This is a genomic window from Halorubrum cibi (assembly GCF_900182635.1).
GTDB classification, from domain to species: Archaea; Halobacteriota; Halobacteria; order Halobacteriales; family Haloferacaceae; genus Halorubrum; species Halorubrum cibi.
In genome coordinates, this window is record NZ_FXTD01000002.1 from 152,656 (window position 1) to 166,270 (window position 13,615).

A 13,615-nucleotide genomic window follows, 5' to 3' on the forward strand; every position below is an offset into this window, starting at 1 on the left:
GCGACGTATGAGCGATGCCGACGCGGACGCCGAGGTGACGGTGGAGTTCGGCGAGGACGGGCTGGTCCCCGCGATCGCACAGGACGCCGAGGACGGCGAGGTGTTGATGCTCGCGTACGTCTCGCCGGAGGCGCTCGAGCGGACCCGCGAGACGGGCGAGGCCCACTACTACTCCCGCTCGCGCGATGAGCTGTGGCACAAGGGCGGCTCCTCGGGTCACACTCAGAGCGTCGAGGAGATCCGCGTCGACTGCGACGCCGACACGCTGCTGTATCTCGTCGATCAGTCGGTCGGCGCGTGCCACACCGGTCACCGGTCGTGTTTCCACCGCACGATCGACGGCGAAAACGTCGGCGAGCGAGTCTTCGACCCCGACGAGGTGTACTGATGGCCCCTCCGGAAGTCGGTCGTGACTCCGAGACGGAGCCCGACCCCCCATCCGCCGACGCGACCCGGTCCGCTGGCGAGGCGGCCGCGGAGCTTCGCGAGCGGTACGACGAGCTCTCCCGGCTCGAGTCACGTATCGCGGAGCTGGGACGCGATCGCGTGGAGACCGCCGCCGACGCCTACCGCCGGGCCCACCGCGTGCTCGATCAGTACGAGGAGGACGCGGTCGGCACCGGCGACTTCGGCTCGTACGTCCAGTTCGAGGGGGAGTTCGCGAACGCGGTCGACGTCGACGACGACGTGCCCGCGGCGGACGCGTTCGCCGACGCCGACGAGGCCGTCGACAAGCGCCGGCTCTCCGAGTCCGACTTCGCCGCGGCCCGCGAGGCGCTCGAGCCCGCCGGCGACTACGTCGAGTTGCTCGCCGACCGCGACGACGCGGTCGACGCGTACCGGCGCGCCCGGAAGGCCGCCACCGACGCCCGCGACGACCTCGACGACCGGCTCGAAGAACTGCGTGAGGTCGCCGACATGGCGGACGCCGACCTCGACGCCGACGTCTCGCGGCTCCGCGAGCCGATCGAGAGGTACAACGACGCGGTCCGCGAGTCGTTCCGCGAGTTCTACGCCTCGGAGTCCACCCGTGACGTCCTGGACTTCCTCGAGCGCGCGGACGCGACCCCCTTCGTCGACGCCGACCTCCCGCCGACGGACCTCCGCGAGTACGTCGACGAGCATCCCGCCGGCAAGGAGCCGATCCCCACCCTGCTCGAGTACGCCGACTACTCCAACTCGAAGCTCGAACACTACGTCGACGACGTGGGGGCGCTCCGGACCGCGGTGGCCGTCCACCAGACGTTCCTCGACCGGATCGACGCGGAGCCGCTGACGCTCGACTGGCCGCCCGCCCCGGGCGACGAGCTGGCCTACGAGATCGACGAGCTGGTCCCGCTCGTCTCGCGGATCGCCGACGACGAGGCGGTCGCGGAACTCCGGTCGATCCGCGATCTCGCCCGCGACGAGGAGTACGAGCGGCTCCGACGCGCCGCGGTCGTGCGGGACGCGCTCGACGCCGAGGAACTGGCCCTGATCGAGCGCGGCGAGGTCGACGATCGGGTCGACGAGGCGGAGCGGACGCTCTCGCTCGTCGACGACGTGCTCGCGGAGACGGAGCGGTAGGGACGGCATGGCAGGTGGCCGGCAGGTTGCCCCGTCGACCGCGGCAGTTTAAGTCCCGAGGGCGACGAGACGACGACATGACCCGATTCGACGCCGCGACGGAGTCGGAGCGACTGGCGCTGTTCGCGGACGCGGCGGCGGCCCACCGCGCCCGGTCGAGCGACGTGATGACCGTCGACGTCGACCCCGACAGCGACGTCACGGACGGCGGGGAGGTCCCGCCGTGGATCCAGCTCGTGGGCACCGAGATCGTCCTGGACTGTACCGACGACGAACTCGACCGGCTGAAGGGCCTCCTCGACGAGTTCCCCGAGTTCCGGATCGACGAACTCGTGACGCCGGAGGAGGCGGAGGGCACGAACGCGGTCGTCACCGCCCGGTCGGACGCGAACCGCGTTGCGGGGTTCATCGAGCGCGCCTTCCGGGAGGTGTACGGGCTGGAGGAGACGTACAAGGCGTGGGTCACCGCGGTCTGACGAGCGTCGATCGGCGCGCTCCCGTCGTCGACCGTTTCGTCTGCGGGATCAATAGCTTGAAACCGGCTCCGGACCCGTACACGCACATGGCGCTCGAAAAGGACGTGGACTGTCCGGCCTGCGGGGAGACGCACTCGTTCTACCGGACGGCGGCGACGACCCTCCACCTCGGGGAGAAGACGAAGTGGCGGTGTCCGGAGTGCGGCTTCGGCTACATCGAGATCAACGGCATCAGCACGCTGTCGGCCTGACTCCTCCCTTCTTCGATTCCCGATCTCCTCACCCGATCAGCCCGATGATCGCGTAGAGCGACGCGATCGACGCGACCGTCGTGGCGAAGACGTTCCGGGAGGCGAACTCGGCGTCGCCGCCGAGCTCGGTCGCGAACACGTACGTCGAGACCGCCGTCGGCGTTCCGAGCATGACCACGCCGGCCGCCAGCGCCGCGCTCCCGACGCCGAACCCCGAGAGCGTCAGCCACGCGATCGCCGGGGCGAGACCGAGCTTGAGCGCGAGGACCGATCCGGTCGCGCCGGGGTCGGTCACCGGGAGGTCGACGCGGAGCGACGCCCCGACGCAGAGCAGCGCCAGCGGGAGCACGAGCGACCCGAGGAGGTCGAGCCCGGAGGTGACCACGACGGGCACGGGAACCCCCGCGGCACCGATCGCGACCCCGGCGACCAACGCGATCAGGACGGGGTTCCGCGCGAGGGCGCTCGCCTCGCGGGCGACGCTCGTCTCGGCCCCGTTGACGGTGCTCAACACGGTGACGGTGAGCGGCACCTGGACTAAGAGCGCCACGCCGAGGACCACGCTCGCGAGCGCGGTCACGTCCGGCTCGAACGTCGCGGCGACGAGCGGCAAGCCGAGGTAGCCGAGGTTCGAGTGGTACGACTGGACGACCGCCACGCTGCGGCGCGCCGTCGGCCGGTTCCGGTGGAGGAGCCACGCGACAGCGGCGGTGCCCAAAAGGGAGGCGAGGACGGCGACGACGAGCGCGCCGGAGAGGAGGTCCGCGATCGACCGGTCGTACGTCGCGACGAAGACGAGCGAGGGGAGCGCGACGTAGTAGGTGGCGGCGTTGAGTCGGTCGGTCCGAGACGCGTTCAACGCGCCGACGCCGCGGAGTCCCGTGCCGACGAGCAGCACCCCGAGCATCCAGAGGAGGCGCAGGAGAACGTCCATGCCGCCCGGACGCGTCCGGCGATGTTGACCGTTCCGGCGAGGCGGAGCCGTCCGATCGGACGGCGACCGAATCGGGCCGGGCGCGATCGCGTCGGGCCGGGTGCGATCGAGTCGGAGTGACCTACAGGTTCGCGTTGCCCGCGCCGCCGTCGAGGACGATCGACTGGCCGTTGATGTACCCCGACTTCGGCGAGGAGAGGAACGCGGCGGTGTTGCCGAGTTCCATCGGGTCGCCGATGCGCTCGACGGGAATTCCCTCGCCCCAGGCGGCGAGCCCCTCCTCGTAGGAGTCGTACTCGCCGCGCTCGACGGCCTGGTTCACGAGGTCCTCGATCCGGCTCGTCTCGTGCGGGCCGGGGAGGACGGCGTTCGCGCGCACGTCCGGCGCGAGCTCCTTCGAGAGCGTCTTCTCCAGTCCGATCACGCTCATGCGGACGGAGTTCGAGAGGACGAGCCCGTCGATGGCCTCCTTGACCGACCGGGAGGCGACGTTGACGATGGTGCCGCCGTCGCCCTCCTGAAGCGGGTCGGCCGCCTCACGACAGAGGCGGACGACGCTCATCACGAGCAGGTCGTACGCGTGGTACCAGTCGTCGTCGTCGGTGTCCAGGAACGGCCCGGACGGCGGGCCGCCCGCGGAGGTGACGAGGTGGTCGAGCCGACCGAACTCCTCGAGCGTCTCGTCGACGAGCCCGACCACGTCGTCCTCGTTCGTCAGGTCGCCCTGGACGGGGTGGACGCGCGCGTCGCCCGTCGCCTCCTCGCGCAGTTCCTCGGCGGCCGCTTCGAGTCGGTCCCCGTCGCGGCCGTTGATCACGACGTTGACGCCCTCGCGGGCGAGTGCGGTCGCGGCCGCGTTTCCGAGCCCGTCGCTGGACGCCGTCGTCAGCGCCACGTTGCCCTCGATCTCTAGATCCATACGACGACTGTCTCACCCGACGAGTTAATGGTTACCGACTCGGCCACCGGGGCCGGCGACGAGGGCTTTATGCCGGTCGGCTCGGAGGTGCGCGTATGCGAGGAATGCGAGGCAACCATGGTCGGTGAGGCGCGCGACCCGTCGGGCGACACCGGGCCGCTGGACGGCGTCACGGTGCTCGACGCCTCCCGCGTGCTCGTGGGACCGTTCTGTACGATGCAGCTCGGCGACCTCGGCGCGGACGTGATCAAGATCGAACGGCCCGGCGTGGGCGACCAGACGCGGACGTGGGTGCCGCCGGCCTTCGGCGAGGGCGAGAACGCCCAGAGCGCCTACTATACGAGCGTCAACCGGAACAAGCGCTCGGTCGTGTTGAACCTCGCGAGCGAGGAGGGGCAGGACGTCTTCCGCGACCTCGCCCGCGAGGCCGACGTCGTCGTCGAGAACTTCCGGGTGGGCAAGACCGCCGACTGGGGCCTCGATTACCCCGACCTCGTCGAGGAGAACCCGGAACTGATCTACTGCGGCATCTCCGGGTACGGCGAGTGGGGCCCCGACCGCGACGCGCCGGCGTACGACATCGTGATGCAGGCGAAGGGCGGGTTGATGTCGATCACGGGCGTCGAGGACGGCCCCCCGGTCCGGATCGGCGTCGCGCTCGCGGACATCGGCGCGGGGATGTACGCCACCCAGGCGATCCTGGCCGCGCTGCTGGAACGCGAGCTCGGCGACGGCACGGGTCAGAAGATCGACGTGAGCCTGCTCGACGGCCAGGCCGCCTGGATGAGTTACATGGCGGCGAACTACTTCGCGAGCGGCGAGTCGCCCGGGCGGATGGGGAGCAAACACCCGAACATCGCGCCGTACCGCGCGTTCGAGACCGAGGACGACTACGTCGTCGTCGGCTGTTCGGCGGACTCCTTCTGGCCGCGGCTGTGTGACGCGCTCGACCGGCCAGACCTGCTCGCCGACGAGCGGTTCGAGATCAACGAGAAACGGGTGAAAAACCGCGAGGCACTCGACGCCGAGCTCGAAGCCGAGTTCGGCGCGATGACGACGGAGGAGGCCGTCGAGACGCTCACCGGCCACGACGTGCCCGCGAGCCACGTCCGCGACATGGCGGAGCTGTTCGACGACCCGCAGATCGAGGCGCGCGACATGCGCCTCGAGATAGACCACCCCGAGGTCGGCACCGTGGAGGTGCCGGGGTCGCCGATGAAGTTCTCGCGGACGCCCGTGACGGTCCGCCGGCACCCGCCCATGCTCGGCGAACACACCGAGGACGTCCTCCGCGAGTACGGCTACGCCGACGAAGACCTCGCCGATCTCGTCGAGGCGGACGTGATCCCCGAGCCGGTCGAAGAGTAAGCCGACCCGAACCGATCGGGGGTTCGCCGACCGATGGAGCAAAGTCCCCCGGTGTGTGATCCCAGGCCATGGAGACCACCGACGCCTTCGAGGGGCTCTCGTGTGTCGACTGCGAGGAGACGTTCGACGCCGAGACGGCCACGCACCGGTGTCCGGACTGCGACGGGATCTTGGACCCGAGCTACGACCTCGATCGGATAGACCTGACGCCCGCGGACCTCGAGGGCCGCCCCGGCGAGTCGATGTGGCGGTACGAGGAGCTGCTCCCGTTCACCCGCGAGGCCGCGGTGACGCTCGGGGAGGGGGACACCCCGCTCGCCGAGTGTCCCGCGCTCGCGGAGGCGATGGGCGTCGGGCGGGTGCTCCTGAAGGACGAGGGCGCGAACCCGACGGGGACGTTCAAGGACCGCGGGCAGTCGCTCGCGATGACCGCGGCGCGCGAGCACGGCGCGAGCGAGGTGGCGCTGAACAGCGCCGGCAACGCGGGGCAGGCGGCGGCGGCGTACGCGGCCCGCGCCGACCTCGACGCGCACGTCTTCCTGCCGTCGCGGGCGGGGTTCACCCAGAAGGCGATGACGGAGGTCCACGGCGCGGACCTGACCGTGACCGACCCCGTCGGCGGGGACTCGCAGATCGGCGACGCGGGCCGGGCGTACGCCGCGGCGATGGACGATCACCCCGACTGGTACTCCACGAAGACGTTCGTCACGCCGTACCGCCACGAGGGGAAGAAGACGATGGCGCTGGAGCTCTTGGAGCAGCTCGACTGGGAAGCTCCGGACGCGGTGGTGTACCCGACCGGCGGCGGCGTCGGGCTCGTCGGGATGCACAAGGCGGCCCGCGAGGCCCGCGCGCTCGGCTGGTGTGACGACCTCGTGCCGATGTACGCCGCACAGGCGGCGGGGTGCGCACCGGTCGTCGACGCCTACGAGGCTGGCGCGGACCGCCACGAGCCGCTCGCGGACGGGGAGGTCGACACCGCCTGTAACGGGATCGCGATCCCCGATCCGGGCGCGAGCCCGCTGATCCTCGAGGCGATCCGCGAATCGGACGGCGGCGCGGTCGCGACGACCGACCGCGAGATCCTCGACGCCGCGATCACGGTCGCCCGCGAGGAGGGGCTCGAGATCGGCGCGACGTGCGCGGCGGCGGCCTCGGGGGCGTTCGCGCTCGCGGAATCGGGCGAGTTCGGCCCGGACGACACGGTCGTCCTCCTGAACACGGGCGCGGGAAACAAGGACGTCGACACCCTTCGGGCACACGTCGGCGAGAGCGAGGCCTGACGCGCGTCGGAAGCGAGGACGGCCCCGACGAACCGGAACCACTAGGGCGGGCGGCGGCCACCCCTCGCGCATGGAACTCGGCGTCATCGGACTCGGGCGGATGGGGCGGATCGTCGTCGACCGGAGCCTCGCGGCGGGCCACGACGTGGTCGCGTTCGACCTCTCGGCGGAGGCGACGGCCGCGGCCGCGGAGGCGGGTGCGGAGCCCGCGGACTCCGTCGCCGACCTCTGTGACCGGCTCGACGGGTCGAGCGGGGGGGACGGAGGCGGATCGAGCGCGGGCGACGGCAAGCGGATCTGGCTCATGGTGCCCGCGGGCGACGCGGTCGATGCCACGCTCGCCGACCTCGAACCCCACCTCGGGAGCGAGGACGTCGTCGTCGACGGCGGCAACTCCCACTTCGAGGCGTCGGTCCGGCGCGCCGAGAACGCCGACGCGGCCTACCTCGACTGCGGGACCTCCGGCGGCCCCGCGAGCGCCGAGGAGGGGTTCTCGCTGATGGTCGGCGGTCCCGAGTGGGCGTACGAGGAACTCGTGCCCGTCTTCGACGCGGTCGCGACCGGCCCCGACGGCCACGACCGGATGGGCGAGTCCGGCTCGGGTCACTACGTGAAGATGGTCCACAACGGCGTGGAGTACGCGCTGATGCAGGCGTACGGCGAGGGATTCGAGCTGCTCGCCGAGGGTCGGTACGATCTCGAGATGGAGTCCGTCGCGCGCACCTGGAACAACGGCGCGGTGATCCGGTCGTGGCTGCTCGAGCTCTGCGAGGAGGCGTTCCGCGAGGAGGGCAACGACCTGGGCGACGTCGCCGACCACGTCGCCGGGGGGTCGACCGGGACCTGGACCGTCGAGGAGGCGCTCGAGCAGGAGGTCCCCGTCCCGCTCATCTACGGGGCGCTCGCCGAGCGGTTCGACTCGCGCAACGAGGGCCGGTTCTCGCGCCGGCTCGCAAACCGGCTGCGCTACGGCTTCGGGCGACACGAGGTGAAACGCCGGGAGGACGGGAGCATAGAGGAGTAGCGAACTGGGGAAACGGAGTCGAACTCGTCTACCGAGGTGGCGCGCCCGGGAGCGGGCCGGCGGCCCGCGACCGGAACGCGAGGGACGCGGCGAGCGCTCGGAGAGCGCGAGCCGCGAGGCTGGGGAGGCGTGAGGCGCGGGTGCGTTCCCGCAAGCGTAGCGAGCGGGAGCACGGAAGTCGCAGCCCGCGCAGCGAGCGAAGTGAGCGAGCAGGACCGTCTTCCGGTGGTGCGGGGCGGGGGCGGGACTCAAAGGAGCAGTCGCCGGCGGCGGAGCCGCCGGCTGCCAGAGGCGCGTAGCGCCTCGCTGTCGCGAGGACGAAGCACGGCGATGGAAGCACCGCAGCGAGTGAGCGGAGTGAACGAGCGAGGAGCACACCGAGCCGCGCGAGTCCTCGCGACTGGGGCTTTGGAGGTGTTCTCCGTCGTCGTCCGGTTCAGTGCGTATGGTCGAGCGACTAGGACTTTGGCGGTGGCCTCCGTCCTGGCGCAAGGAACCACTGAATAACCGAGACCCGAACACCGGCTCTCGTGTTGTCGTCACACGACGAGTATCAGTATCGTTCATCCGCGAGTAACGCTTATGTACGATCGTGTCAGAGGTTACCACGCACAGAATGTTCGAACGCTTCTCGAGCGGATACTACCTGGGCGAACTGTACGTGGAGCCCCACGACGGCGACCGGGCCGCCATCCAGCGGGCCGACCACGAGCGGGTCAACGAGCAGCTGTACGCGGACGGCGAGGGGGTAGAGCGACTCGACGCGCCGCTGGTGATGAAACTCGATTCGGGCCACATCCCGGTCGACGGCGACGAGGGGGTCCCCAGCGGAACGCTCGCGGTCCCCCGATCGCTCGCGGACGACGACCTGCCGTCCAAGCGGAACGTCCTGCTCGCGGACGCCGACCGCGCCGAGAACCTCCTCCGGTGGGAGGGGTGGGAGCCGTACGTGGACGTCTGAGGACGCTCGATCGAAGCGTTCGAGACGGGGATCTTCTCCGGTGTGAACAGTATCTACGAAATCCGGTCGTTCGGCTGTACGTTGCTAAAACCACGATCGGAGAAGATATCTCCAAAGCCCCAGCCGCTCGGCTATACGTGGTTGCCGGCGCGGTGAACACGTCCAAAGCCCCAGCCGGGAGGCGGGCGCACGCTCGTTGCGCTCCTCACTCAGTCGCTGCGCTCCTTCGCTCCGGTGCTTACGTCGCCTGCGCCCGCCTCCCGACTGCCCCTTTGAGTCCCGCCCCGCCCACTCCGCTCCGCACCTCACGCCTCCCCAGCCTCGTCGGCCGTCCTCCGCGTTGCTCCGGCCGGCCGACTCCCTCGCGGGCTCCTCGTGCCCCGCTGGGGCACTCGGAGGCGCGCCACCGCACTGCGAATGGGATTCTCCGATCGACGCCCGAGTATCGCCGGTCGACGCACCTTTGAGGGCGGCGTGGGACCTGCCCTCATGATCGACCGGCTGCTCGGGCGCGCCGAGCTGAAAGAGCGGATCGCGGAGCTCGAAGAGGAGAAGCGCCACCTGGAGCGGCGCGCGGAGGCCGAGGAGGAGCGGCGGTCGGACGCGGTCGCGGACCGCCAGCGCGCCGAGGAGCGCGTCAACCGGCTCGAAAAGCGGATCGAGTCGCTCGAGGATCGCGTCGAGCGCGCTGAAGGCGACGAGGAGACCGTCGAGTTCCGCCGCGTGACCGACGCGTACGGACCCCGCCTCGCGGACGCGCTCGGTCGGCTCCGCGGGATCGAGAGCGACGATCCCGAGGGCGTGCTCACCGCGTTCGTCCCCGACGGCGCGGTACCCGAGAGCGTCCGCGAGGGGTTCGGCGACCGCACGCCGCTCGTCCGGCGGGCCGCGCCCGCGGTCGTGGTCGCCGACGACACGGGCGCGGTGAGCGCCGCGCTCTCGACGCCGATCGCTCCGGAGCCGTTCGATCGGTGGTCCGATCGTCCCCGACTACCCGACGAGTGGTTCCGCCCGACTGGCCGGTTCGCGTTCGCGCTGGTCCGGTCGGACACGTTCGCGCTGGGGGTATACGAGGACGGGGAACGAGTCGAGTTCGAGGGGTTCACCTCCGACGTGAAGGGCGCCCACTCGAAGGGCGGATTCTCGCAGGGCCGATTCGAGCGACGGCGCGAGGGACAGATCGACGAGCATCTCGAGCGCGCCCGCGACGCCCTCGGCGACCTCGAAGCCGAGGGAGGAGTCGAACGAACCGTCGTCGTCGGCGAGCGGAGCGTGCTCGGCGAGGTCCGCGAGTTCGCCGACCACACGGACGTGACCGACGCGACCGGCGATCCGAAGGCGGCCCTCGAGGACGCGTTCCGCGACTTCTGGACCGTCCGGATCCACGCCGTCTGAGAGTGGAAACTCCGGTCGTTCCTCGTCGAAAAGCGAGGAAGATCCGGAAAATGGTGCCAATAACTATGGTACTCGCACACATAGACCGTCCCGGAGGGACTCGTCACACGCTCCCTCCCCCCTTTCTCGACCCGAGCGCGGACTGCGATAGGCGTCCTCCTGAGGGATAACACTAAACCGAGGACGGACGGTTATCGGCCATGTCTCGGTTGGGGTCGTCTCCCGGCGTTCGTGCCGTCGTCGTCGCGTTGTTGGCCGCCTCGCTTCTCCTCTGTGGAGCGATCGCCGTCGCGGGCGGCGCTCCGGGCGCTCCGGGCGCTCCGGGTACCTCGGATGGACCGGGTGCTTCGGTCGAACCGACGGGGACGTTCGAGTTCGTCGACGACGCCTCCACGGAGACCACGGCGGGGTCGCTCGACGGGTCGGGATCGAACGCTGCCGACGTGGGTGACGAGGACACCATCGGCGTCCGGAACGAGCTCTCCGCGACCGACGAGACCGGGACGGTCGGCGTCACCACGACGGCGCACGTTCCCGACCGCGTCACGGGTCTCGAGATCACCCTGCTGACCGCGAACGGCGAGTCGGTCGAGGCCGACGGGTTCGAGCGCGTCGACGACGCGGACGGGACGGAGACGTGGGAGTGGGACGGCGAGACCGAACGCCCGTCGCTGGCGTACGAGATGGACGCGAACGTCTCGGGCGAGGAGTCGGGCCCGCTCGCGACCGGCGGCACCTACCGGTTCGTCGATACGGGGGAGTGGGCGCTCGTTAGAACCCCTCGAACCCGGATCGCGGGCTCGTACACCGGCGAGCCACGGATCCGATCCGCCCGCGAGAACGTCGTCGACGGCGAGGGCGTCGCCTCCCAGGCGATCGCGTTTCTCGGCCCCCACGAGGAACGCGTCCGCGAGGGCGACGAACAGCGGTATCGGCTGATCGTGCCCGAGGCGGCGGAGATGGAGGCGACGCCCGAGGAGGTGTTCGACGTCTTCGAGGGCGCGGGGAACTCCCTCCGGGCGGGCGGTGTCGACGATGAAGTCGTCGCGATCGCGGCGCCCACCGGCGAGGTGGCCTGGAGCGTTCGGGGGCTTCAGACCGGCGACGCCGACCTGTGGGTCCGCGACGGCGAGCCGACCGGAACCGCCGACGACGTGTGGACTCACGAGTACGTCCACACCCGACAGGCGTACGACGCGGAGGCGAGCGCTCGGTGGTTCACCGAGGCGAGCGCGACCTACTACGCCGCGCTGTTCGCGCTCGACCGTGGCGCGACCGACTTCGACTCCTTCGAGCGGACGCTGGCCCGCGGCGAGCGAGACCCCGCCGCGTCGTCGGTCCTCGCCGACCCGGGAAGTTGGCGGGGGAACGCGGACTACACCAAAGGGTCGCTCGTCGCCGGCGAGATCGACCGGCGGATACGGCTGGCGAGCGACGGACGGGCGTCGCTCGCGACCGTCTTCCGCGACCTCAACGACGATCCCGATCCGGTCACGAACCGCGCGTTCCTCGACGCGGTCGAGGCGGCTGCCGGGGAGAGCGGCGACGACGAGGCGGCGACCGCGGTCCGCGAGGCGGCAGAACGCTGGATCACGACGAGCGCCGCCCCGGAGACGTGGGACCGCGACGCTCACGCCGAGGCATTCGGCGAGACCCCCGCGCAGATCGGGTACACGATCGCCGACGACGGCGTCCGCGCGACCGGCGAGTACCGGAACCGAACCGTCGACCGCGACCCGGTTCGGCTCGTCACCGGCGAGTCCATCGCGCTCGCGGTCGACGTCTCGAACACCGGCGGCACGACGGGGAGTTACGACCTGTCGCTGTCGGTCGACCGCGAGACGATCGAGACACGAAACGGAACGCTCGACGCCGACGAGGAGACGACCGAACGGTTCGAGCGAACCTTCACGGAAGCGGGCGAGTACGCGGTTCGGGTCGGGAGCGAGACGCTCACCGTCGCCGTCTCCGATCCCGCGGACGCGCTCGTCCGCGGGGTCTCGACCGACGCCGACCGCGTGACCGCCGGGGAGTCGGTTGTCGTGACCGCGACCGTCGCCAACGACGCGTCGATCCCCGCGGGCTCGGAACTCGAGTTCCGGGTCGACGGCGAGACCGTCGGGACCGAACCGGTCCGGCTGGACGTCGGCGCCGAGGCGACCGTCGAACGGGAAGTGACCGTCCCGGAATCGGGCGACCGTGACGTCGCGACCGTGAGCGTCGTCGGCCCCGTCGACGAGGCCTCGACGACGGTGACCGTCGAGCGCGACGGTGACGGGACCGGCGAGGCGAGCGACGCCGACGGATCGGCCGACGATTCCGACGGGACGACCGACGACGGCGTGACCGGTTTCGGTCCGGTCGTCGCGCTCGTCGCGCTGCTCTCGCTCCTCGGATTATCGAGTCGACGCAGGTCGCGGTGAGCGGGATCGAGGTCGTTGACGACGGAGGGCTGTTTCTCGAGCGTTCGCGGGATCGCCCGACGGGACGATCGCCGAAGTCGCGACTAACTCATCGGAAAACGGAGGATATCAGTCGGTCCGATCCGGGCGGATCCCGAGTCGGCTCTACTTGCCCTGTCGGTCGTTGCCGGTGACCGACGGACGGGTCTTCTCGGTTCCCTTGCCGCGGGTGCGCTGGCCGCGACCCTTGGTGCCGGCGGAGGTGAGTCCACGGAACGCGCGACCCTTGTGGTCGTCCGAGCAGATCCAGTTGAGCTCCTCGTCGTTCTCGATCGCGGGGTGAGCGGGATCGACCAGGATCACTTCGTGCCACTTCTGGGAGCCGTCCTCGCCGACCCAGTAGGAGTTGAGCACGCGCAGGTTGCGGTACTTCCGGGAGGCGCGCTCCTCGGCGATGCGCTGGATCGACTTGCGCCGCGAGAGGCGGTTGACGCCCTGGCGCTTCGAGCGGCGCCCGGCCTTGTGACGCTGCTTGCGCGATCCGCCCTTGCGGACGCTCACGCGGGCGACGACGACGCCCTGTTTCGCCTTGTAACCCAGCTCGCGGGCCTTATCGAGCCGCGTGGGTCGGTCGATCCGCTCGATGGCGCCCTGGTCGCGCCACTCCTGTTTGCGCTGCCACTGGAGTTCCGCGAGTTTCCCCTCCTTGGGGGACCGCCATGCGTCCTTGATGTGCGAGTAGAAGCTTCGTGCCATTGTCTTGTCCACGGACGCTTGCGATTCGGCCGGAACCCGGCCACATGTCGTCTCGTCCCGAAGCGAGGTCGTCGGACCGACTCCGCTCCGGCGGCGAGTGCCCGCTGGACGTCCGTACCAGCGAGTTGATCGAGATTTCCGCGCGTTCGATCATAAGGGCTTCGCTCCGCGTCGGGCGTGCCGAGAGGTCACACGGAACGACGTCATCGACTCTACACGTCGAATCGACTCCGCACGTCGCGATCACGGCCGAGCGCGCACTCGTCAGCGTTTTATATAT

13 protein-coding genes are annotated in these 13,615 nt (G+C 70.4%); 10 read left to right on the forward strand and 3 right to left on the reverse strand.

The genetic code is table 11. The features are described from left to right. Positions 1-7 precede the first annotated feature (7 nt). The 4 genes from hisI (at position 8) to FN829_RS15790 (ending at position 2,293) form a co-directional block, all read left to right on the forward strand. Positions 8-388 (forward strand): phosphoribosyl-AMP cyclohydrolase, encoded by a 381-nt coding sequence (hisI, locus tag FN829_RS03335; protein ID WP_142985588.1) that lies wholly within the window; start codon positions 8-10, stop codon positions 386-388. After that, positions 388-1,566 (forward strand): DUF7118 family protein, encoded by a 1,179-nt coding sequence (locus tag FN829_RS03340; protein WP_142985589.1) that lies wholly within the window; start codon positions 388-390, stop codon positions 1,564-1,566. The genes hisI and FN829_RS03340 overlap by 1 nt, the downstream gene beginning before the upstream one ends. A gap of 77 nt (positions 1,567-1,643) precedes the next feature. Next, on the forward strand, positions 1,644-2,042 hold the full coding sequence (locus tag FN829_RS03345) for a hypothetical protein (RefSeq protein WP_142985590.1): 399 nt from the start codon (positions 1,644-1,646) through the stop codon (positions 2,040-2,042). An 86-nt stretch (positions 2,043-2,128) separates the two neighbouring features. Continuing rightward, positions 2,129-2,293: a DUF7838 family putative zinc beta-ribbon protein gene (locus FN829_RS15790; protein WP_185955667.1), complete on the forward strand. Its 165-nt coding sequence runs from the start codon at positions 2,129-2,131 to the stop codon at positions 2,291-2,293. A gap of 28 nt (positions 2,294-2,321) precedes the next feature. On the opposite strand, the gene FN829_RS03350 is transcribed toward FN829_RS15790, so the two are convergent. Both FN829_RS03350 and FN829_RS03355 read right to left on the reverse strand, forming a co-directional pair. Next, entirely contained in the window at positions 2,322-3,227 is a 906-nt protein-coding gene (locus FN829_RS03350; protein WP_142985591.1) for an AEC family transporter, read from the reverse strand. Between the two features lie 121 nt (positions 3,228-3,348). Beyond that, the gene (locus FN829_RS03355; protein WP_142985592.1) at positions 3,349-4,146 is read right to left on the reverse strand and encodes an SDR family oxidoreductase; all 798 of its coding nucleotides are present in this window, start codon (positions 4,144-4,146) and stop codon (positions 3,349-3,351) included. A gap of 117 nt (positions 4,147-4,263) precedes the next feature. Between FN829_RS03355 and FN829_RS03360 the strand changes: the two genes are divergently transcribed. From FN829_RS03360 to FN829_RS03385, 6 genes are all read left to right on the forward strand, one after another. Next, positions 4,264-5,514: a CaiB/BaiF CoA transferase family protein gene (locus tag FN829_RS03360; protein ID WP_142985776.1), complete on the forward strand. Its 1,251-nt coding sequence runs from the start codon at positions 4,264-4,266 to the stop codon at positions 5,512-5,514. A 68-nt stretch (positions 5,515-5,582) separates the two neighbouring features. Beyond that, positions 5,583-6,797 carry a threonine synthase gene (locus FN829_RS03365; RefSeq protein ID WP_142985593.1) on the forward strand — a complete coding sequence of 405 codons (1,215 nt, stop codon included), beginning with the start codon at positions 5,583-5,585 and terminating at the stop codon, positions 6,795-6,797. 70 nt (positions 6,798-6,867) lie between these two features. After that, positions 6,868-7,821, forward strand: a complete 954-nt coding sequence (locus FN829_RS03370) for a decarboxylating 6-phosphogluconate dehydrogenase (RefSeq protein WP_142985594.1) — start codon at positions 6,868-6,870, stop codon at positions 7,819-7,821. A gap of 616 nt (positions 7,822-8,437) precedes the next feature. Next, a complete protein-coding gene (locus tag FN829_RS03375; protein ID WP_142985777.1) occupies positions 8,438-8,782 on the forward strand; it encodes a DUF5802 family protein in 345 nt (114 codons plus the stop codon). Between the two features lie 489 nt (positions 8,783-9,271). Beyond that, complete coding sequence (locus FN829_RS03380) at positions 9,272-10,177, forward strand: Vms1/Ankzf1 family peptidyl-tRNA hydrolase (RefSeq protein WP_142985595.1); 906 nt, start codon at positions 9,272-9,274, stop codon at positions 10,175-10,177. 200 nt (positions 10,178-10,377) lie between these two features. Then, positions 10,378-12,600: a PGF-CTERM sorting domain-containing protein gene (locus FN829_RS03385; RefSeq protein WP_142985596.1), complete on the forward strand. Its 2,223-nt coding sequence runs from the start codon at positions 10,378-10,380 to the stop codon at positions 12,598-12,600. A 144-nt stretch (positions 12,601-12,744) separates the two neighbouring features. On the opposite strand, the gene FN829_RS03390 is transcribed toward FN829_RS03385, so the two are convergent. After that, positions 12,745-13,335, reverse strand: coding sequence for a 50S ribosomal protein L15e (locus tag FN829_RS03390; protein ID WP_142985597.1), 591 nt, complete (start codon positions 13,333-13,335; stop codon positions 12,745-12,747). Positions 13,336-13,615: the final 280 nt, after the last annotated feature.

Excerpts from the sequence above, each read along its gene's own strand:
- FN829_RS03345 (WP_142985590.1), top strand. The coding sequence starts at position 1,644 with ATGACCCGATTCGACGCCGCGACGGAGTCGGAGCGACTGGCGCTGTTC.
- FN829_RS03370 (WP_142985594.1), top strand. The coding sequence starts at position 6,868 with ATGGAACTCGGCGTCATCGGACTCGGGCGGATGGGGCGGATCGTCGTC.
- FN829_RS03355 (WP_142985592.1), bottom strand. The coding sequence starts at position 4,146 with ATGGATCTAGAGATCGAGGGCAACGTGGCGCTGACGACGGCGTCCAGC.
- FN829_RS03340 (WP_142985589.1), top strand. The coding sequence starts at position 388 with ATGGCCCCTCCGGAAGTCGGTCGTGACTCCGAGACGGAGCCCGACCCC.
- FN829_RS03390 (WP_142985597.1), bottom strand. The coding sequence starts at position 13,335 with ATGGCACGAAGCTTCTACTCGCACATCAAGGACGCATGGCGGTCCCCC.
- FN829_RS15790 (WP_185955667.1), top strand. The coding sequence starts at position 2,129 with ATGGCGCTCGAAAAGGACGTGGACTGTCCGGCCTGCGGGGAGACGCAC.
- FN829_RS03365 (WP_142985593.1), top strand. The coding sequence starts at position 5,583 with ATGGAGACCACCGACGCCTTCGAGGGGCTCTCGTGTGTCGACTGCGAG.
- FN829_RS03385 (WP_142985596.1), top strand. The coding sequence starts at position 10,378 with ATGTCTCGGTTGGGGTCGTCTCCCGGCGTTCGTGCCGTCGTCGTCGCG.
- hisI (WP_142985588.1), top strand. The coding sequence starts at position 8 with ATGAGCGATGCCGACGCGGACGCCGAGGTGACGGTGGAGTTCGGCGAG.
- FN829_RS03380 (WP_142985595.1), top strand. The coding sequence starts at position 9,272 with ATGATCGACCGGCTGCTCGGGCGCGCCGAGCTGAAAGAGCGGATCGCG.
- FN829_RS03360 (WP_142985776.1), top strand. The coding sequence starts at position 4,264 with ATGGTCGGTGAGGCGCGCGACCCGTCGGGCGACACCGGGCCGCTGGAC.
- FN829_RS03350 (WP_142985591.1), bottom strand. The coding sequence starts at position 3,227 with ATGGACGTTCTCCTGCGCCTCCTCTGGATGCTCGGGGTGCTGCTCGTC.
- FN829_RS03375 (WP_142985777.1), top strand. The coding sequence starts at position 8,438 with ATGTTCGAACGCTTCTCGAGCGGATACTACCTGGGCGAACTGTACGTG.